The organism is Nonomuraea sp. NPDC005983 (genome assembly GCF_040614375.1).
In the GTDB taxonomy this organism is placed as follows: domain Bacteria; phylum Actinomycetota; class Actinomycetes; order Streptosporangiales; family Streptosporangiaceae; genus Nonomuraea.
In genome coordinates, this window is sequence record NZ_JBEXUP010000085.1 from 1 (window position 1) to 18,997 (window position 18,997).

General features: G+C 71.4%; 18 protein-coding genes. 10 read left to right on the forward strand and 8 right to left on the reverse strand.

The annotated features are described in order from the left end of the window. Nucleotides 1–25 precede the first annotated feature (25 nt). Nucleotides 26–1,777 carry a 5'-nucleotidase C-terminal domain-containing protein gene (locus tag ABZ297_RS30460; protein WP_355352995.1) on the reverse strand — a complete coding sequence of 584 codons (1,752 nt, stop codon included), beginning with the start codon at nucleotides 1,775–1,777 and terminating at the stop codon, nucleotides 26–28. Nucleotides 1,778–1,889: 112 nt separating this feature from the next. Further along, nucleotides 1,890–2,624 (reverse strand): SDR family oxidoreductase, encoded by a 735-nt coding sequence (locus ABZ297_RS30465; RefSeq protein WP_355352998.1) that lies wholly within the window; start codon nucleotides 2,622–2,624, stop codon nucleotides 1,890–1,892. 69 nt (nucleotides 2,625–2,693) lie between these two features. On the opposite strand from ABZ297_RS30465, the gene ABZ297_RS30470 reads away from it, so the two are divergent. Beyond that, a complete protein-coding gene (locus ABZ297_RS30470) occupies nucleotides 2,694–3,275 on the forward strand; it encodes a TetR/AcrR family transcriptional regulator (protein ID WP_355353001.1) in 582 nt (193 codons plus the stop codon). A gap of 28 nt (nucleotides 3,276–3,303) precedes the next feature. Here the strand turns inward: ABZ297_RS30470 and ABZ297_RS30475 are convergent, their stop codons facing one another. Beyond that, nucleotides 3,304–4,278, reverse strand: coding sequence for an aldo/keto reductase (locus ABZ297_RS30475; protein ID WP_355353004.1), 975 nt, complete (start codon nucleotides 4,276–4,278; stop codon nucleotides 3,304–3,306). A 38-nt stretch (nucleotides 4,279–4,316) separates the two neighbouring features. Between ABZ297_RS30475 and ABZ297_RS30480 the strand changes: the two genes are divergently transcribed. Genes ABZ297_RS30480 through ABZ297_RS30490 form a run of 3 tightly spaced genes read left to right on the forward strand, consistent with a single transcriptional unit; the run spans nucleotide 4,317 to nucleotide 5,934 of the window. Next, nucleotides 4,317–4,481: a hypothetical protein gene (locus ABZ297_RS30480; RefSeq protein ID WP_355353007.1), complete on the forward strand. Its 165-nt coding sequence runs from the start codon at nucleotides 4,317–4,319 to the stop codon at nucleotides 4,479–4,481. A gap of 29 nt (nucleotides 4,482–4,510) precedes the next feature. Further along, nucleotides 4,511–4,711 (forward strand): EF-hand domain-containing protein, encoded by a 201-nt coding sequence (locus ABZ297_RS30485; protein ID WP_355353010.1) that lies wholly within the window; start codon nucleotides 4,511–4,513, stop codon nucleotides 4,709–4,711. Between the two features lie 44 nt (nucleotides 4,712–4,755). Further along, nucleotides 4,756–5,934 (forward strand): helix-turn-helix domain-containing protein, encoded by a 1,179-nt coding sequence (locus ABZ297_RS30490; RefSeq protein ID WP_355353012.1) that lies wholly within the window; start codon nucleotides 4,756–4,758, stop codon nucleotides 5,932–5,934. A 33-nt stretch (nucleotides 5,935–5,967) separates the two neighbouring features. On the opposite strand, the gene ABZ297_RS30495 is transcribed toward ABZ297_RS30490, so the two are convergent. Then, a complete protein-coding gene (locus tag ABZ297_RS30495; RefSeq protein ID WP_355353015.1) occupies nucleotides 5,968–7,251 on the reverse strand; it encodes a hypothetical protein in 1,284 nt (427 codons plus the stop codon). 90 nt (nucleotides 7,252–7,341) lie between these two features. Next, nucleotides 7,342–9,978: an MMPL family transporter gene (locus ABZ297_RS30500; RefSeq protein WP_355353018.1), complete on the reverse strand. Its 2,637-nt coding sequence runs from the start codon at nucleotides 9,976–9,978 to the stop codon at nucleotides 7,342–7,344. A 269-nt stretch (nucleotides 9,979–10,247) separates the two neighbouring features. Here ABZ297_RS30500 and ABZ297_RS30505 point away from each other — a divergent pair, with 269 nt between their 5' ends. Continuing rightward, entirely contained in the window at nucleotides 10,248–11,540 is a 1,293-nt protein-coding gene (locus ABZ297_RS30505) for an MFS transporter (RefSeq protein WP_355353021.1), read from the forward strand. Here ABZ297_RS30505 and ABZ297_RS30510 read toward each other — a convergent pair. From ABZ297_RS30510 to ABZ297_RS30520, 3 genes are all read right to left on the reverse strand, one after another. Further along, nucleotides 11,532–11,984, reverse strand: coding sequence for a hypothetical protein (locus ABZ297_RS30510; RefSeq protein WP_355353023.1), 453 nt, complete (start codon nucleotides 11,982–11,984; stop codon nucleotides 11,532–11,534). The genes ABZ297_RS30505 and ABZ297_RS30510 overlap by 9 nt on opposite strands. A gap of 104 nt (nucleotides 11,985–12,088) precedes the next feature. Next, nucleotides 12,089–13,225 (reverse strand): FAD-dependent oxidoreductase, encoded by a 1,137-nt coding sequence (locus ABZ297_RS30515; RefSeq protein WP_355353026.1) that lies wholly within the window; start codon nucleotides 13,223–13,225, stop codon nucleotides 12,089–12,091. A gap of 39 nt (nucleotides 13,226–13,264) precedes the next feature. Next, on the reverse strand, nucleotides 13,265–13,909 hold the full coding sequence (locus ABZ297_RS30520; RefSeq protein WP_355353029.1) for a hypothetical protein: 645 nt from the start codon (nucleotides 13,907–13,909) through the stop codon (nucleotides 13,265–13,267). Nucleotides 13,910–13,992: 83 nt separating this feature from the next. Between ABZ297_RS30520 and ABZ297_RS30525 the strand changes: the two genes are divergently transcribed. From ABZ297_RS30525 to ABZ297_RS30545, 5 genes are all read left to right on the forward strand, one after another. Beyond that, complete coding sequence (locus ABZ297_RS30525; protein WP_355353031.1) at nucleotides 13,993–14,622, forward strand: helix-turn-helix domain-containing protein; 630 nt, start codon at nucleotides 13,993–13,995, stop codon at nucleotides 14,620–14,622. Nucleotides 14,623–14,702: 80 nt separating this feature from the next. Next, on the forward strand, nucleotides 14,703–15,872 hold the full coding sequence (locus ABZ297_RS30530; RefSeq protein WP_355353034.1) for a homogentisate 1,2-dioxygenase domain-containing protein: 1,170 nt from the start codon (nucleotides 14,703–14,705) through the stop codon (nucleotides 15,870–15,872). Continuing rightward, entirely contained in the window at nucleotides 15,869–16,624 is a 756-nt protein-coding gene (locus tag ABZ297_RS30535; RefSeq protein WP_355353037.1) for a hypothetical protein, read from the forward strand. The genes ABZ297_RS30530 and ABZ297_RS30535 overlap by 4 nt, the downstream gene beginning before the upstream one ends. After that, complete coding sequence (gene fahA, locus ABZ297_RS30540) at nucleotides 16,621–17,724, forward strand: fumarylacetoacetase (protein WP_355353040.1); 1,104 nt, start codon at nucleotides 16,621–16,623, stop codon at nucleotides 17,722–17,724. The genes ABZ297_RS30535 and fahA overlap by 4 nt, the downstream gene beginning before the upstream one ends. Nucleotides 17,725–17,808: 84 nt before the next feature. Beyond that, nucleotides 17,809–18,972 carry an Ig-like domain-containing protein gene (locus ABZ297_RS30545; protein ID WP_355353043.1) on the forward strand — a complete coding sequence of 388 codons (1,164 nt, stop codon included), beginning with the start codon at nucleotides 17,809–17,811 and terminating at the stop codon, nucleotides 18,970–18,972. The last annotated feature ends 25 nt before the right edge of the window (nucleotides 18,973–18,997 follow it).

Consider the following 18,997-nt stretch of genomic DNA (forward strand, 5'->3'; position numbering starts at 1 on the left):
CCCCCCGCGCCCGGCCACGGCCGGGTCAGAAGACGGGCGCGCCGTCGCGGACCAGCCGCCAGTTCTGGGCGGCGAAGTCGGCAGGGTCGATCGTGCCCTTGGCCGTCGCGTACTCGATCAGCGCCTGACGGATCTCCACCTGGGCGTTGTAGACGACCGGAGCGCCGGTGACGTGCGGGAAGCCGCCGCCGCCCGACTGACGGTAGTTGTTGATCGCGACCACGAACTCCTTGTCCGCCGGGATCGGCGCGCCCTCGAAGGTGAGGTTGGCGATGCGCTGGCCCGCGGGCTTGGCGACGTCGATGTCGTAGGAGACGCCGGAGAGCTGGTCGTAGTTGTAGTCGGGGGTGTTGCCGGCGTTGGTGAGCTTGGCGAGGTCCACGGGCGCGCCGGGGGCGAGCTGGTTGAAGTACCTGGCGGAGTACTCCAGGTAGTCCTTGATCTGGGCGCCGGTCAGCTTGACCGCCATCAGCGTGTTGTCGTACACGTACAGCCCGGCCACGTCCCTGACCCGGACGTCACCGGCGGGGAAGACGGCGGTGCGGCTGAAGGGCGCGGCGATCGACAGCACCGGCAGGGTGTTGCCGGGCAGGGCCTGCTTGACGGTGTCGACCTGCACCTGCTGGATGTAGTCGAGGATCGGGGTGTCCTTGTAGGGCGACTCGGCGGCCGACAGCTCCTGCGACGACTTGGCGACGACCTTGTTCACGTAGCCGACCGTGGTGTCGTGCTGCGGCTTCAGCAGCTTGACGATCTTCTGATCCTCGTCGACGGTGTTCGTGTTGAGCGTGGTGGACGACTTGCCGGTGACCGTCCACTTGCCCTGCCGCTTGGCGAGGTTGAAGTCGATCACGCTGAGCCGCTGGCCCCACCTGCTCGGCTCGGTGAGCAGCACCTGCTTGCCGGTGGCCTTGTTGGTGACGAAGCGCTGCGCCACCTCGTTGTGCGCGTGCCCGAACAGCACCGCGTCGATGCCGGGCACCTCCTCGGCGACCATCGCGGACGCGTTCTCGACCGGCAGGTCACCGCCGTAGGACGACATGCCGCTGTCTCCGGCGTGCGCGGTGACCACGACCACGTCGGCGCCGAGGCCCCTGATGACCGGCACCCACTTCTTCGCCGACTCGACCAGGTCGGTGAAGCGGAGCTTGCCCTCGACGTTCGCCTTGTCCCAGATCGCCACCCCCGGGTTGGTGAGGCCGAGCACGCCCACCTTGACCGGCTTGTCGCCCGCGACGCGCATCGTCTTGATGACGAACGGCTTGTAGGCGGGCCGGCCCGTCCGGTCGTCGACGGCGTTCGCGCCGAGCACCGGGGCCTTCATCTGGCGGACCCAGGTGGCCAGCAGGGGCAGGCCGTAGTTGAACTCGTGGTTGCCCAGGGTCACGGCGTCGTACCCGATGGCGTTCATGGCCTTGGCCATGGGGTGGATCTCGCCCGTCCGGGTGATGGGCTCAACCTTGGCGTAGTAGTACGCCAGCGGCGTGCCCTGAATCGTGTCGCCCGAGTCGAACAGCAGCGTGCGGTCCGCCCCGCGCTCGGCGCGCACCTTGTTGACCAGGCTGGAGACCTTGGCGAGGCCGATGCTGTTGCCGGCCTTGTCGGAGTAGGCGGAGTCCTTGAAGTAGTCCCAGTTGAGGGCGTTGCTGTGGATGTCCGATGTGCCCATGACGGTGACGGTGATCGTCTTGTCACCGGCGGCCTGCGCCGGGGGCGCGGCCAGGGCGAGCGCGGTCAGCGCCGCCGCCCCGGCCAGGGCGAGCTTCTTGGTCTGCATGCCGCCGGAGACTAACCATGCGGAATTACTCGGGGATTACGATTTGCCGCTTTCCTTACGGTCCGCAGTTGAACGGTGCCGTCGCCATGGGAGAGCAGGGCCGTGGCCTCCGTCAGAGGTTGCCGCCGCCGGTGGCGTCGATGGTGGTGCCGGTGACGAAGCGGGCCGCGTCGGAGGCCACGAAGGCGACCACGTCCGCGATCTCGGAGACCTCGCCGACGCGGTTGAGCGCGTGGCGGCTGGCGGCGTAGGCCGCGCCTTCGGGGTTGTCACGGAGCCAGGACGCGTTGGTGTCGGTGTCGATGATGCCGGGGGCGACGTTGTTGACGGTGATGCCGCGCGGCCCGAGCTGCTTGGCCAGGGCGAGCGTGAACACCTGCACCGCGCCCTTGGTCATCGCGTACGCGACGGCCTCGGGGAAGGCGATGCGGGTGACGCCGGAGGTGATGTTCACGATCCGGCCGCCGTCGGGGATCAGCGGGAGCAGCCGCTGGGTGAGGAAGAACAGGTCCTTGACGTTCACGGCGAACAGCCGGTCGAAGTTCTCGGGGGTCTCGTCCTCCAGGGGGACCGAGGTGCCGATGGCCGCGTTGTTGACGAGCACGTCCAGGCGGTCCGTCCGCTCCGCGAGCTGTCGCGCCAGCTCGTCCACGGCTCCCGGGCGGCCCAGTTCGGCGTGCGCGAGGAAGGCGCTGCCGCCGTCGGCCTCGACGGCCCGCACCACCTCCTTGGCCGAGGTCTCGTCCCTGGCGTAGTTCACCACCACCTGGAAGCCGTCGCGGGCGAGCCTGAGTGCGACGCCGCGGCCGATGCCCCTGCTGGCACCCGTCACGAGGGCTGTCTTCATGGTGCGCCGAACCTTTCTATAGCGATCGATACAGAAAACATAACATAGCGATCGCTATAGAATCGACGCATGGCGAGACAGCGAGCTTTCGACAGGGACGCGGCACTCGACACGGCGCTGCGGGCGTTCTGGGCACGCGGCTACGAGGCCACCTCGATCGCGGACCTGACGGCGGCCATGGGCATCAGCCCGCCGAGCCTGTACGCCGCCTTCGGCGACAAGCGGCGGCTGTTCGAGGAGGCGGTGGCCCGCTACCAGGAGGGCTACGGGGCGTTCAGCACCCGCGCGCTCGCCGAGGAGCCGACGGGCAGGCAGGCCGTCGAGCGCGTGCTCATGGAGGCGGCGGCGGAGTACACCGACCCCGGGCACCCGGCCGGATGCCTGATCATCTCGGCCGCGGTGAACTGCGGGGCCGAGTCCGCCGAGGTCGAGGAGTTGCTGCGCGGGTTCAGGGAGGCGTCCAAGGACGCGCTGAGGAAGCGCATCGACGATGACGTCGCCGCCGGTCTGCTGCCTGCCGGCACCGACACCGCGGCGCTGGCCACGTACTACGCCGCGGTGATCCAGGGCATGTCCACCCAGGCGCGCGACGGGGCGAGCCGGAAGGACCTGCGGCAGATCGCCGCCCTGGCCATGACGGTCTGGCCATGACGGTCTGGCCGGGCTGAGTCGCCGTTCGTTACAGGAGGGTCCCGCCTGCCACCTCGAACCTGCCGAGCGCCTCGTCCACGCGGGCCAGCGTGTCGGGGTGCAGCGTCAGCCCCGCCGCGGCGACGTTCTCCTCGATGTGCGCCGGAGTGCGGCTGCCGGGGATGGCCACCACGTGCTCGTCCTGGTGCAGCAGCCAGGCCAGGGCGAGCTGGGCGGGAGTGACGCCGAGGCGGGTGGCCAGGTCCCTGATCGGGGCGTAGCGGTCGTTGTTGCCCGCCAGGTTCTCGGCGGAGAAGCGGGGCGCGTGGTGCCGGAAGTCGCCCTCGCCGAGCTCCTGTACCGTCCCGGTGAGGAAGCCGTTGCCGAGCGGGCTCCACGCCACGATCCCCACGCCCAGCTCCCTGGCCGCCGCGAGCAGGTCGGGATCGACCGGCCGCCACATCGACCACTCGTTCTGCACGGCCGTCACCGGGTGCACGGCGTGCGCCGCGCGCAGCTGGGCCGCGGTCACGTTCGACAGGCCGACATGCCTGATCAGACCGTCACGCACCAGCTCGGCCATCGCGCCGACCGTCTCCTCGATCGGCACGCCGGGGTCCGGGTAGTGGACGTAGTACAGGTCGATCACGTCCGTGCCGAGGTTGCGCAGGCTCCGCTCGGCGTAGCGGCGCACCAGCCGCGGCTCGGCGTTCACCCGCAGCTCGCCGAACGCGTACCCCACCGGGTACGACCTGCTCGCCTCGCCCTCCGGGATCACCAGGCCGAACTTGGTCGCCACCACCACCTCCTCACGCCGCCCCTTGATCGCCCGGCCGACCAGGCGCTCGTTGTGGCCGTCCTGGCCGTAGGCGTCGCTGGTGTCGACGTGGGTGGCGCCCGCGTCGAGGGCGGCCTTCAGCGCGGTCTCCGCGCGGGTGTCGTCGATCTCGCCGTAGACGCCGGGCGACAGCACCATGGCCCCGAAACCGACGGCCGGCACCTGCAAACCACTGAGTTCTCTCATGGGGACGATGCTGCCTCCAAGCGGTGTCGCGTGTCCAAGTGGCGGAGGGCAACGCGGCCCTGTACAAGCGTCCGGGGATGGTCTACCGCCCGGTCAGGGATCTGCCGCCGGGCGAGCTGGCCATCGCCTGGCGTAAAGACGACAAAAGCCCACAAGTCCGCGTATTCATCGACGCCATCCGGCAGAGCGCCACTAAGGTCTGACCGACACGGAACCCGCGGAAGGGCGACCCATGAGTGACTACGCGATCACCTTCGACCTCATCGACTCCGACGACGACGGTCGCATCTCTGCCGAGGAGCTGGTCAGACTGATGGAGGTGCTCGGGCAGCCCATCACGCTGGAAGCCGCGCAGGCCGGCGTGACCAGGCTCGACAAGGACGGCGACGGCCTGATCAACGTGGAGGAGTTCGGCGCCTTCCTCCAGAACTGACAAAAATCCTGTTGCCTGAGTCACAATGGGCGACAGGAGGGACGATGGCCATCAGGAGTGACACGACCCGGATACCCGCCGGCATCGTGCGGACGCTCAGGACGGGGATCGGCCGGGTCTCCGAAGAGGTGATCGAGGAGATCCAGGCCCGCATCCCCGAGTACTCCAGGCCGTCCGACACCATCTACATCAAGGTCATCAGGAGCGCCGTCGAGCAGGCCGTCGACGGCTTCCTCGACCGCGTCGAGGACCCCTCCGCGGCCTGGAACCCCGAGCCGTTCCGCATGATCGGCAGGGGCGAGGCCGCCGAGGGCCGCAACCTGGAGCCGCTCCAGGCCGCGATGCGGCTCGGCGCCAGGGTCGGCTGGCGGCGGCTCACCGAGCTCGCGGAGCCACTCGGCCTGTCGCCGCAGTCGCTGTACGACCTGGGCGAGGCCATCTTCGTCTACCTGGACCAGCTGGCCGACGCCGCCGCCGAGGGCTTCGACGAGGCCAGGGCGCACGCCGCGGGCGAGATGGAGCGGCGCCGCGAACGGCTGCTCGACCTGCTGCTCAGCCGGCCGCCCGCCGGTCCGCAGGCGATCGCCGACCTGGCCAAGGCCGCCGGGTGGCGGCTGCCGAAGACCGTCGCCTGCGTCGCGCTCGACGACCAGCACGCCGCGTTCCGCGCCCCGTCCCTGCCGCCGGACGTGCTGACCGGCCACGACCGGCCCATTCCCTGCCTGCTCGTGCCCGACCCGAACGGGCCCGGCCAGGCCCAGATGCTCGCCGCCGCGCTGCGCGGGCGCTTGGCCGCCGTCGGGCCGGCCGTGCCGCTGCCCGCCGCGGCCACGTCGCTGCGGTGGGCGTGCGAGGCGCTGGGGCTGTCCAGGCGCGGCGTGCTGCCGCGCGGCCTGCTGCGCTGCGCCGACCACATGGCCACGCTCATCGTCTTCAAGGACGAGGAACTGGTCGGCGCGCTGGCTGAGGCCCGCCTCGCACCCCTGGCCCACCTGCGCCCCGCCCAGCAGGACCGGCTGGCCGAGACACTGCTCGCCTGGCTACGGCACGGCAGGGGCGCGGGTGAGGTGGCGGCCAGGCTGCACGTCCACCCGCAGACTGTCCGCTACCGGTTGCGGCAGCTGGAGGAGCTCTACGGCGACCAGCTCGCCGACCCCGACATCCGGTTCGAGCTGGAGATCGTGCTCCGCGCCCGCCAAGCCGCCCTGACGACCGGAAGGTGACCGGCCGTCAGGCGGCGTGATCAGGCAGCGTGATCAGGCGGCGTGCACGTACACCTGGCCGAAGACCTCCGAGAGGTTCTTCAGGTCGGTGGCCTGGTCGACCTCCGGCTTGGCCGGGTCGTAGAGGGTGGCCAGGCGGGGGCGGACCGAGGTGAGCTTCTTGAGCTGGTCCCAGGTGGCGTTGGCCGCCCACTTCTCGCCGTACACCCGGTTCACCTGGCCCTGGTCGTTCTGCCAGCGGGTCCAGAGGGTGACGGTCTCGGCGGCGTCGTCCTGGAGGGGGCTCGCCACCCGCTCGGTGATCGACGTGGTCGCCTGCTCGGCGGTCAGCTGCGGCGAGCCCGGGGCGGCGAAGCCGGCGTCCTCGGCGGCGATCTGACCGTAGGCGTCCCAGGCGCGGGCCCGGACCTGGATCCACTGGTTGCGCTGGGCGGTCGCGGCGTCGATCTTCCAGGTGGCGTACTCGGACGCCAGGTGGCCGCTGTCGAGGGCGAGCTGGTCGAGCAGGCCCTTGGAGAGCCAGGCGCCGATCCGGTCGGCGTCCAGCAGCGGGTACTTCTTGGTCAGCTCGGTCTTGCACTCCTCGTTGGCGCCGCAGCCGAAGGCCGGGACGACCGTGTGCGCCGCCAGCTTCTTGCCCGGCGCGGACTTGCGCAACGCCGCCGACGCCTCCGCGATGAACTTGTCCATCTCGTCGGCCGTCTGGAAGTTCTGGTTGAACCCGATCTGCGAGGTGAACCTGATGCCGACCACGCCCGGCTGGACGGCGAGGGCGGCGACCTTCCTGACGGCCTCGTCCAGCTTGCCCGACTTCCAGTCGTCGGCCAGCTCGGTGTCGACCCACACGCGCATGCCCGCGTCGGCGGCGGTCTTGACGGCCCCGCCCGCCTGGGTCTTCGCGGCCGCGGTCTTCTCCGCCTGGGTGATCGCGCTCGGGTCGGCGTAGCACTTCTCGCCCGCCTGGCACTCGGGCTCGCCGCCGTCCTCGGCGCCCTCGACGTCGGGGTCGCCGACGTCGTGCATCTCGCCGTCGCCCTCCGAGTCAGTGGCGCACTCGTTGCCCGCTTCCTGGCAGTTCACGACGACCGGGTCCATCGGGTCGGTGTCCTTCATGTTCTGGCCGTCGTTGGCGAGCCAGAACCGGGCGATGTCGGCGGCCTCCTCGGGGGTGGCCATCCACCGGCAGACGACGTACGCCGGGGTGTCGCCTGACAGCAGGTCGTTGCAGCTGCGGGGGTCGTCCTCCGACCACGCAGGAACGCCGATGCCGAGCAGTGAGAGGGCGAGTCCGATGACGAAGAGCTGCCGCAGTCGCATGGCGCCTTACTCCTGGGGGTGATCGTCGGGCATATTGCACAATATCTGGATGATCAGTGACGTTCAATGAGATCGGCGGGGTCACGCCGATCACGCGTCCACCTCCACCCACATCCAGCCGGGGCCGTCGGGGTTCGCCCTGACCACCCGGGTACGGCCGGAGCCCACTCTCACCCAGCCCTCCCGCCTCTCCCGCTGCTCGGCCTCCTGCCTCCCGCCCTGGCCCGGTTCCCGCTTCTCGGGGGCGGGGCGCCGGCCGCCGCGCACCGCGGGCGTGGAGTAGGGGAGCTTCCTGAGCGGCGCCCTCTTCCCGGACGCGGCCTCGTGCTCGGCCGACACCGGCACGGGATCGGTGTCGGCTCCGAACCGCGCGGGGCGGCCGTTGACGGTCACCGACGGGCCCGAGTCCTCCTCCGCCCAGTACCAGCCGGGGCCGTCAGGGTTGGGCTTGATCACCCGGCCCTGCCGCGCCCCGGCCTCGGGCGCTCGCGAGGCTGCGCGCTCGCAGGCGGAAGAAGTGGCGGGCCCCGAGGGGAGGGCGCGGGGCTGAGGGGCGGGGCGGTTGTGGTCGCGGCTCGGGAAGCGCGGGCGCCACCAGGCGGCGTCCCCGAGCAGGCGCATCGTCGCGGGCACCAGCAGCGCGCGCACCAGCGTGGCGTCCACCGCGATCGCCACGAACACGCCCACGCCGACCAGCTTCACGATCGTGACCCCCGCCGTGCAGAACGCCCCGACCACCACCAGCAGCAGCAACGCGGCGCTGGTGATCACGCCGCCCGTCCGCTGCAGCCCGGACGCGACCGCCGCCGCGCTGTCGCGGGTGCGCAGCCACTCGGCCCGCACCCGCGACAGCAGGAACAGCTCGTAGTCCATCGACAACCCGAACACCACCGCAAGGATCAGCACGGCGACCGTGGGCTCGATCGTCCCGGTGGAGGTGAAGTCGAGGGCCGCCGCCAGATGCCCGTCCTGGAAGGCCCAGACGATCACCCCGAACGACGCCCCGATCGACAGCGCGTTCGTCAGCAGCGCCTTGATCGGCAGCAGGACGGACCCGAACGCGGCGGACAGCAGCGCGAAGGTGACCCCGCCGACCACCAGCGCCAGCCACGGCAACGTGCCGAGCAGGCTGTCCAGCAGGTCCAGCTGGGCGGCGGTGGCCCCGCCCACCACGACCTGCCTGACGTTCGGCTCCTTGGCCATCGACCTGATCAGCGTCACCAGCTTCCGCGCCCCGGCCGACATGGGATCGGACGAGTAGCGGACCGCCAGCCGCACCGCGCCGTTGTCCTGCGAGAGGCCCGCGAGGTCGACGCCGGTGACGCCCGGCAGCCGCTTCAGCCGGTCGGCGAACGGCTTGGCGTCCGTGGGGTTCACCTGGGTGACCGAGCTGACCGGGTCGTAGCCCTGCCCGAGCGGCCCGGGAGTGGCGGGCCGCTCGGCGAAGGACCGCTCGAACAGCACATGGACGTCGATCGCCGCCATCGAGTTCCTGGCGAAGTCGCGGTCGACGGCCTCGGCGACCCGGCGGCTCTCGGACGTGGCGGGCAGCATCCGGTGGTCCACGCCGCCGAACTGGACGTGCAGCACCGGCAGGGCCAGCGCGACCAGCGCGGCCGTCACGGCGAGCAGGTAGACCACCGGACGCCGCATCACGCTGGACGCGACCGCGTGCCAGGCCCCGCCCGCTCCGCGGGCGCGGCCGAAGTCCGGCGTGATCCTGATCGCGTCCACGTGCCTGCCGAGGACGCTGAGCGCGGCGGGCAGCACGACCAGCGCCGCTCCCATCGCGACGAGCACCACGACCGCCGCGCCGAGCCCGATCGAGCGCAGGAACATCTGCGGGAACAGCAGCAGCCCCAGCAGCGGGGTGGCCACGCTCAGCCCGGAGAAGGCGACGGTGCGCCCGGCGGTGGCCATGGTCCGCACGACGGCCTGCTCGGTGGACGCGCCGCGGCCGATCTCGTCCCTGAAGGCGTTGAGCACGAAGAGCGAGTAGTCGACGGCCAGCCCGAGCCCGAGCATGGTGACGACGTTCAGTGCGAACACCGACACCTCGGTCACCTCGGTGAGCAGCCTGAGCAGAACCAGCGCCCCCACCACCGCGACGGCGCCGACGAGCAGCGGCAGCCCGGCGGCGACCAGGCTGCCGAAGACGACCACGAGCAGGACGAGCAGCACGGGCGTCGAGATGGCCTCGGCGCGGGCGAGGTCGGCGCCGGTCTGGTCGTTGAGCTCCTTCAGCAGCGGCACCGGGCCGCCGACGGAGACCTCCAGGTTCCGGACGGCCAGCCGGTCCCTGATCGCGGCGTAGCCCTGCTGCTTGGCCTGGGTGCCGCCCTTCAGGCTGATCAGCGCGTAGGTGGAGTGCCCGTCGGCGGACGCCAGCTTCCTGGAGCCGGTCGTCCAGTAGGTGGCGGAGGTGCGTACGTACTGGGCCGGCAGCGCGCGCAGCGAGTCGTGGACGGCCTTCTTGAAGCGCGGGTCGCGCACCTTGACCGTCGGGTGCCGGTAGAGCACGACCACGTCGGGGGTGTCGCCGCCGTACCACTCGTCGTTCCAGCGGGCGGCGGTGGTGGAGTCGGCGGACGGGTCCTCGAAGCCGCCGTCGGCCATCCGGCCGAACAGGTCCAGCCCGAAGGGCGCGAGCAGGACGGCCGCCACCAGGCTCAGCACCAGCAGCATCCACCTGCCGCGGTAGACCAGGCGCCCCACCGACTCAAACAAGGGCGCCCTCCAGGGCGATCGGTGCGTCAGACACGGCCCGGTCCCCTCGCCGTCCTCCAGGGACCTAGCAAATTACGGCAGATAAGGCGTCGATTCTTGCCAAACCCCTGCACATTCCTCGTCCGGTGTTGTCACCGCCGTGACAACCGCCCGGATATTCGGACGACAACAAGGAGAAGAAGCGGCAGACTAGTGCGGCTTTGGGGCCGACGAGTGCGGCTTTTGGGGTTCCTAGTGCGGCTTTGGGGTTTTTCGAGGGGGGCCATCACGTGCACGGCTTTGTGAATGATCTCGGGCTGCTCCGGGATCGGCGGTTCACGCTGCTGCTCTCCGCCAGGACGATCTCGGTCCTGGGCAGCGCCTTCGCCCCCGTGGCCCTCGCGTTCGGCGTCCTCGGCCTGCCCGGCGCCGACGCCACCACCCTGTCGGTCGTGCTGACCGCCGAGGCGCTGCCGATGGTCGTGTTCATGCTGGTCGGCGGCGTGATCGCGGACCGGTTTCCGCGGCAGCGGGTGATGATGGCGGGCGAGTCCATCAACGCGCTGGCGTTCTTCGCGCTGGCCGCGATGATGCTCGTCGGATGGACGCCGCTGCCCGCGCTCGCCACCGCGGCCGCCGCCAGCGGCCTGGCGATGGCGGTGCTGTTCCCCGCGCTGACCGGCATCATCCCCGAGGTGGTGCCCGCCGACCGGCTGCAGACCGGCAACGCGCTGCTCGGCCTGGGGGCGAACGTCTCGCGGGTGGCGGGCGCGGTGCTGGGCGGCGGCACCGTGCTGCTGCTCGGCGGCGGCTGGGCGCTGGCGGTGAGCGGGGCGATGTTCGCCACGGCCGCCGCGCTGATCGCGCTGCTCCGCCTGGAGCGGAGTGAGCGGCCCGCAGGCGGGAGCGACTCGGTGCTGACCGACCTGCGCGACGGCTGGCGCGAGTTCAGCTCCCGGCAGTGGATCTGGGTGGTGGTGGCGCAGTTCTCGGTGATGGTGATGGCCATGCAGGCGGGTCACGGGGTGCTCGGGCCGCTGCTGGCCAAGGAGAGCCTCGGCGGGCCCGCGGCCTGGTCGGCGTTCCTCGCCGGCGAGGCGGTGGGAACTCTCGTGGGGGTTCTGGTGTCGCTGCGGCTACGGCCGAGGCGTCCGATCCTGATCGGCACGCTGCTGTGCCTGCCGACGGCGCTGCCGTACGTGCTGCTCGGGCTGGACGCACCGCTCTGGGCGATCGTGGGCGGCTCCTTCGTGCTGGGCATCTGCTTCGACGTGTTCGGGGTGCTCTGGCAGACCACCATGCAGCGGGAGGTCCCGGCGGAGTCGCTGTCGCGGGTCAGCGCGTACGACGCGCTCGGTTCGCTGATGTTCGGCCCGATCGGGCTGATGCTGGCGGGGCCGGTGGCGGCCCTGGTCGGTGCGGAGACGGCACTGCTCGGCTGCGCCGCCATCGTCGTACTGTCCACGCTCGCCGCGCTGACCTCGCCCGGCGTGCGCAACCTGCGCGCGCCTCAGCCGCAGCCGCCGGGGCCGCAGCCGGAGCCGCCGGGGCCGCTCGGGCAGCCGGAGCCGGCCTCAGGCTGACCGGAAGTAGGCGTTGGCCCTGGGCTGGAACATCAGCACCATGGCCCCGAGCACGGCCATCAGGTGCAGGATCCGGCTGGCGCCGAACACCAGCCCCATCGCGTCGGCGGCGGCCACCGCCTCGCCGACCGAGTGCCCGGCCAGCAGCCACCGGACGGGCTCGACCACGAGCGAGAGCGTGCCGAACACACCCAGCCCCACCGCCAGTGTCAGCCGGGCCCAGTTCCGGCCCTGCCTGAGCCGGAGGGCGAGGAAGATCGCCGTGGCGAAGACGGCCACCCGGAACGCGAGCCCTGGCAGCAACTCTCCGAAGGCTGACAGGTCCCTGGCGACGAAGAGCGTGGCCTCGAACGCTCCGGCGGCGACGGCGCAGAGCCAGAGCAGCGCGGCGGCCTGCACGACGGGCGGCGCTTCCACGCGGGACTCGGGGGTGGTGACGGTCATGATCGACCTCCGTGGGGTGGGGTGGGGTGAGACACCAGAAGTCTGCGCCGCGACGGCCCGGCGGATCATGCCCGCCGTCCCCCTAATCCCTGCTGGGGCCAGCCCTACCAGACCTCTCCGCTCGTCCGCAGGCCGCGGGAGGGCAGCCGTTCGTGCAGCCCGAAGCGCGGCTCCGGCGCGTGCTCCCCGCCGAGCACCCCGGCCACGTACGCGGCCAGTGCGGGGGCGTGCTTGAAGCCGTGGCCCGAGTCGCCGCCGAGCAGCCACACCCCTGGGGCGACCTCGGCGATGATCCACTCGGCGTCGGGGGTGAGCGCGTACTGGCAGACCTGGGTGAACAGCAGCGGCGCCGACGCGAGCGACGGGAACCTGCGCCCGAGGTAGGCCCTGGCCTGATCGACGCTGGCCTGGTCCACCGTCCGTTCGCCGTGCTCGGGCTCGTAGGGGCGGCCCTCGGCGTCGGAGGTGGCCTTCATGCCGACGCCGTCGACGTCCCCGTGCCCGTAGGCCGACGCGCCGTAGTCGACCCAGGCGGGGACGCCGGGGGTGGTCCACGCGGGGGGCGCCGCGAAGTGCAGGGTGTCCTGCTTGGTGACGGTCAGCGGGGTGCCGAACAGCGCGGTGTCGAACAGCGCGGGCAGCCAGGCGCCGCACGCCCAGACCACCCGGTCGGCGCGCAGCACCTCGCCGTCGATCGCGACCGCGCTCTGGTACGGCTCCCCCGGCACGGGCAGCGCCCGCGCCCTGACGAGCCGGGCTCCGGCCTCGACCGCCAGCCGCGCGGTGACCTGGGTCGCCCGCCTGGCCCTGAGCACGCCCGCGTGCGGCTCCCAGAGCAGGAAGCTGAGATCGTCGCCGCGGAACTCGGGGAAGAACCGCGCGCCGTCGGCGGGGTCCAGCACCTCACACGGAATGTCCAGATTTTTCAGGACTCGGGCGCTGGCGTTCTCCCAGCCGTCCGAGGTGCCCGCGAACCAGAGCATGCCCGCCTCGTGGTACAGCACCTCCCCCGACCGCTCCTCCAGCCGCCGCCAGTCGTCCCTCGCCTGCCAGGCCAGCCGGGCGTACCAGTCGTCCGCGCCGTGGGAGCAGCGCAGCAGCCGGGTCTCCCCCGCGCTGGCCTGCCGGACGTGCCCCGGCTGGTGCTGCTCGACCAGCGTCACCCGCCAGCCCGTTTCGGCCAGCCGCAACGCCAAAGACGCACCCCAAATGCCCGCTCCGACCACAATGACCGATTTCATGGGACCACCGTGACCGCCGAGCGGCCCCACACGCAAGAGTCAGACCACGATCAGCGTCACGACCACACCCGCGCAGTTGCCCGCCACGCAGACCCGCACCGGCACCTCGGACACCCCCGACGCGACGGGAACGCCGCCGACGTGCCCGTCGGGACCGATCGAGACCCCGTCGGGCAGCGCGCCGTAGTCGGTGACGCTGAAGGTGGGCGGCACGCCGGAAGGGCCGCCGTTGATCGCGATCTCGCCGTCGAACGCGGCGCCGACGCGTCCGGGGAAGGTGAGCACGCGCGGCTCCCACGGCACGTTCCGCAGCACGACCGCCGTGACGCGCTGGACGGCGCAGGTCGTGACGCCGCAGAGCGCGACGTCGGCCGAGTACGTGCCCGCGCGGGTGGGTGTGCCCACCAGTACGCCGTCGGCGTCGATGTCCAGGCCGGGCCCGAGGTGGGCGGCGTGCACGCGCACGCCCTCCTGCAGCGGCAGCAGCCGCTTGGTCACCTCGATGTCCTGGGTGAGGTAGAAGGTGTCCTCGACCAGGCGCCCGCTGGGCGGCTCGTCCGCCAGGAGCCCGCGCGGCACGGACGAGCCCAGCAGGCGGGCCGACTGCGCGCCGACCGTCGGCAGAACGGAGACGAGCGCGCAGAGCAGCAGACCGGCAACAAGGAATATCCAGGTTTGCCGCATCCTTACCCCCCGGTTCGACTAACCCGTTACCTACCCTCTCGCCGCGTAGCGTCACGCTCACCTCACGCGGAGATAATCGGTGCATGGCCGCTGAATCCGCTCAGACCCTGGAACGCGGGCTGCGCCTGCTGAGGCTGCTCGCCGACGGGAAGGGGGGCCGCACCCCGACCGAGTTGAGCGCGGGGCTGTCGCTCAGCCGCCCGGTGGTCTACCGCCTGCTGACCACGCTGATGAACGAGGGGTTCGTCCGCCGCGACACCGAGGGCCGGGTGCATCTCGGGTACGGCGTGCTCGTGCTCGCCCAGGCCGTGCAGCCGCTGCTGCGCGCGGCGGCCCTGCCGGCGCTGCGGCGGCTGGCGGAGCAGGTGGGCGCGACCGCGCACCTGACCGTGGCCGAGGGCGACGACGGCCTCGCCGTCGCGGTCGTCGAGCCGTCGTGGACGAACATGCACGTGGCCTACCGGGAGGGGTCGCGTCATCCGCTGGCGAAAGGCGCGGCGGGGCAGGCGATCCTGGCTCTGCGCGAAGGACGCCACGACTATTTGGTGACTGAGGGGCAGTTGCAGGAGGGCGCTCGGGGGATCGCCGCGCCGGTGACAGGGCTGCCGTGGCTGGAGGCGTCCGTGGGAGTGGTGACGTTCGGGCCTCTGGAGGAGTCCACCGGGCCGCGGGTCGTCCAGGCTGCGGCCGAGCTGGCCGACGCCCTGGGTTGACAGCACACCGGGCGATGGACGACGGTAATTACAAATAGAGGACGTTTTCGTCCGATAAACGGACGCGCCAAGGAGGGCGGATGCCGTACTACCGCACCGTGGGCGAGGTGCCACGTAAGCGCCACGTGCAGTTCAGGCGGCCGGACGGGGGGTTGTACGCCGAAGAGTTGATGGGCGAGGAGGGCTTCTCGTCCGACTCCTCGCTGCTCTACCACCGCTACCTGCCGACCGCGATCATCAAGGCGGAGACCGTCACGCCCACGACGGAGACCCGCCTCCAGCCCAACCTGCCGCTCTCGCCGCGCCACTTCCGCACCCAGGACCTCACCAGCGCCGGCGACCTGGTCACCGGGCGCATCCCGCTGGCCGGCAACGGCGACGTCCGATTGTCGTACGCCACCAGCGACCGGCCCAGCGAGCTGTACCGCGACTCGATGGGCGACGAGTGCGTCTACGTGCAGCGCGGACGGGTGCGCTTCGAGTCCACCTACGGCGTGATCGAGGCGGGCGAGGGCGACTACGTGGTCGTCCCGACCGGCACGATCCACCGCTGGGTGCCCGACGGGCAGGTGAACGTGCTGGCCATCGAGGCGTCCGGGCACATCAGGCCGCCCAGGCGCTACCTGTCGCAGTACGGCCAGTTCCTGGAGCACGCGCCCTACTGCGAACGCGACCTGCGCAGCCCCACCGAGCCGCTGACGGTCGAGGGCGAGGAGGTGCCGGTGCTGGTGCGCACCCGGGGCGGGCTGACCAGGCTCGTCTACCGCAACCACCCCTTCGACGTGGTCGGCTGGGACGGCTGCCTGTACCCGTTCGCGTTCAACATCAACGACTTCGAACCGATCGTGAAGAAGACGCACGCGCCTCCGCCCGTCCACCAGACCTTCGAGGGCCCGGGGTTCGTGGTGTGCTCCTTCTGCCCGCGCCCGCTCGACTTCCACCCGGAGTCGGTGCCGATCCCGTACAACCACCACAACGTCGACTCCGACGAGTTCATGTTCTACGTGGGCGGCGACTACTCGGCGCGCAGGGGCTCCGGCATCGACGTCGGCTCCGTCTCGCTGCACCCGGCCGGGTTCACGCACGGCCCGCAGCCCGGCGCGGTCGAGGCGGTGATCGACGCGGTCGGCCGCGGCGTCACCACCACCAGCGAGACCGCGGTGATGGTCGACACCTTCCGCCCGCTCGACCTCGGACAGGGCGCGTTGTCCTGCGAGGACCCCGGCTACGCCTGGACCTGGTCACGATGACCCTCTTCACCGCCCTCATCGACGACGCCGGGCTCTTCCCGCCGACCTCACTGCACATGTCCGACGCCCTGGAGCGCCACCGGCGCGACCAGGAGCGCGGCGACGAGGTGCTCACCCACCGCTTCCTCTGCCCGGCCAGCCGGATCGACCGGCTGCGCGCCGAGTCCTTCCTGCCGCTGCGCATCGGCCTGATCGTCGACACGCCGGACATGCCGCCGTTCGACGACCTGCCGGTCGACTTCGTCGAGATCAGGCTCCCGCCGGACGAGACGGTCGAGCAGCTCGTCCGCAGGCTGGACCTGCCACCCGGCATTCGGCTGTTCGTCGAGGTGCCGCCGGGCAAGCCGGCCATGGACGTGCCCGAGGGCGCCGCGCTCAAGGTGCGCTGCGGCGGAACCGCCGCCGAGGACTTCCCGCCGGCCGAACAGCTCGCCGCGTTCATCCGGTTCTGCGCCGACCATGACGTCCCGTTCAAGGCCACCGCCGGGCTGCACCACGCGGTGCGGCACTTCGACCCGACCCTGGGCGTGGATCGGCACGGCTTCCTCAACCTGGTGCTCGCCGTCTGCGAGACGGTCGAGGACCGCGACCCCGTGCCCGTGCTGCGCACCACCGACGTGGGCCAGCTGGTACGGCTGGCGCGGGCCGTGGCCGAGGAGACCGCCAAGAGGGCGCGGCGCCTCCTGGTGAGCTACGGCTCGTGCAACACCGGCACGCCCATCGAAGACCTGCGAACGCTAGGAGTGCTATGAGCTGGGGCCTCGACAACCTGCCCTACGGGGTGTTCTCCCGCAGCGGCGAGGCGCCGAGAGTGGGCGTGCGTTACGGCGACCGGGTGCTCGACCTGGCCGCCGCGCTGCACGACGAGGTGTTCGCGGCCCCGTCGCTCAACCCGTTCATGGCCAGGGGCCGCCAGGCCTGGCACGACACCAGAGCGCTGATCCAGAACAAGCTCGCCGACGACCGCGCGATCACCGAGTCGCACCTGGTGCCGTTGGAGCAGGTACGCCTGCACCTGCCGTTCGAGGTGGGCGACTACGTCGACTTCTACTGCTCGCTCGACCACGCGAGCAACATCGGCCGGATCTTCCGGCCCGACGCCGAGCCGCTGCTGCCCAACTGGCGGCACCTGCCGGTCGGCTACCACGGCAGGTCGGGCACGGTGGTGGTGTCGGGCACCCCGGTCAGGCGGCCGAGCGGGCAGCTCGGCGCGGGCGTGTTCGGGCCGTGCCGCAAGCTCGACATCGAGGCGGAGCTGGGGTTCGTCATCGGCGTGCCGTCCGAGCTCGGCTCTCCCGCCGGCCCCTTCGAGGAGCACGTCTTCGGGGTGACGCTGGTCAACGACTGGAGCGCGCGCGACATCCAGGCGTGGGAGTACGTGCCGCTCGGCCCGTTCCTGGGCAAGTCGTTCGCCACGTCCGTCTCGCCGTGGGTGACACCGCTGGAGGCGCTGCCCCGGCTTCCCGGGCGGGCGCAGGATCCCGAGCCGCTCGACTACCTGCGCAGGCAGGGCGACTGGGGGCTGGACATCGCGGTCGAGGTCGCGCTGAACGGGGAGGTCGTCTCGCGCCCGCCGTACTCGTCCATGTACTGGACGCCGGACCAGATGCTCGCCCACCTGACCGTGAACGGCGCCTCCCTGCGTACCGGCGACCTGTTCGCCAGCGGCACGATCTCCGGGCCGCTGCGCGAGGAGCGGGGCTCGCTCATCGAGCTGACCTGGAACGGCGAGGACCCGGTCAAGCTGGCCAACGGCGAGACCAGGACGTTCCTCGAAGACGGCGACACCGTGACGATCCGGGCCAGGGCGGGCGAGGTGACCCTCGGGGAGGTTTCCGGAACCATCCGATAGATTACTCGGCGTGCTTTGACCGTCACTGCCCGCTAATCTGGGATGTCCCCTCCTCCAGACGTCCCCCCGGAAAGCAGGAGTGCGATGCGGCGCGCCGCAGTGATCTGTCTCGTCGTCCTCACCGGTCAGGTCTCTGCGGGCTGCAGCGCGGTGAACGGCGACGCGCCCCCGCCTGTCATCCGCGTCTCGCCCGCCTTCGACACCGAACGGGCCCGCCCCGACCAGGCCCTGGTGGTCAGGGCCAAGGGCGGCACGCTGCGCACCGTGCAGGTCTACGCGGCGGGTGCGCAGGTGCCGGGAGTCCTCGACAAGGCCCGCACCACGTGGCGCTCCAGCTGGACTCTCACGCCCGGGGCCGAGTACTCGGTCACCGCCACCGCCGCGAGCGGCGACGGCCCCACGACGATGGCCGTGGGCCGCTTCCGCACGCGGGCGGCCAAGCGCACGTTCGGCCTGCTCTCGACCACCCCGCTGCCCGGCGAGACGGTCGGGGTCGGCATGCCGATCATCCTCGACTTCGACACCCCGATCCTCGACAAGGCCGCCGTCGAACGGGCGCTGGAGGTGCGGGCGGCCTCCCCCGTCGAGGGGGCCTGGCGGTGGACCAGCGACACCCAGGCCGTCTACCGCACCCGCAGCTACTGGCCCGCCCGGCAGGCCGTCACCGTCACCGCCCACCTCGCGGGCGTACGCGCGGCGAGCGGCGTGTACGGCACCGTCAACCGCTCGTTCGCCTTCACCGTGGGCCGCGAGCAGATCAGCACCATCGACACCCGCACCCACCAGATGGTGGTCAGCCGCGACCAGCGGGTGCGCCAGCGGATGGCGATCAGCGCGGGCATGGCCACCACCCGCGAGTACACCACCACCAGCGGCGTCCACCTGACCATGGACAAGGGCAACCCGGTCCGCATGATCTCGCCGGGCCGGGTCAAGGGCGAGCCCGGCTTCTACGACCTGCTGATCGACCACGCCGTCCGCATCTCCAACAGCGGCGAGTACGTCCACGCCCGCGACAACGTCTGGGCGCAGGGCCGGGCCAACGTCAGCCACGGCTGCATCAACGCCAGGCCCGACCAGGCGGCCTGGTTCTACACGACCTCGCTGCGCGGCGACCCCGTGACGATCACGGGCACCACGCGGGCGCTCGAGTGGAACAACGGCTGGGGTTTCTGGCAGCTCCCCTGGGACGAATGGCGGCTCGGCAGCGCCCTTCACAACCCCGTACAGGCTGGACTAGAACCGTAAACCAGGGATTACCGTAGAGGGGGAA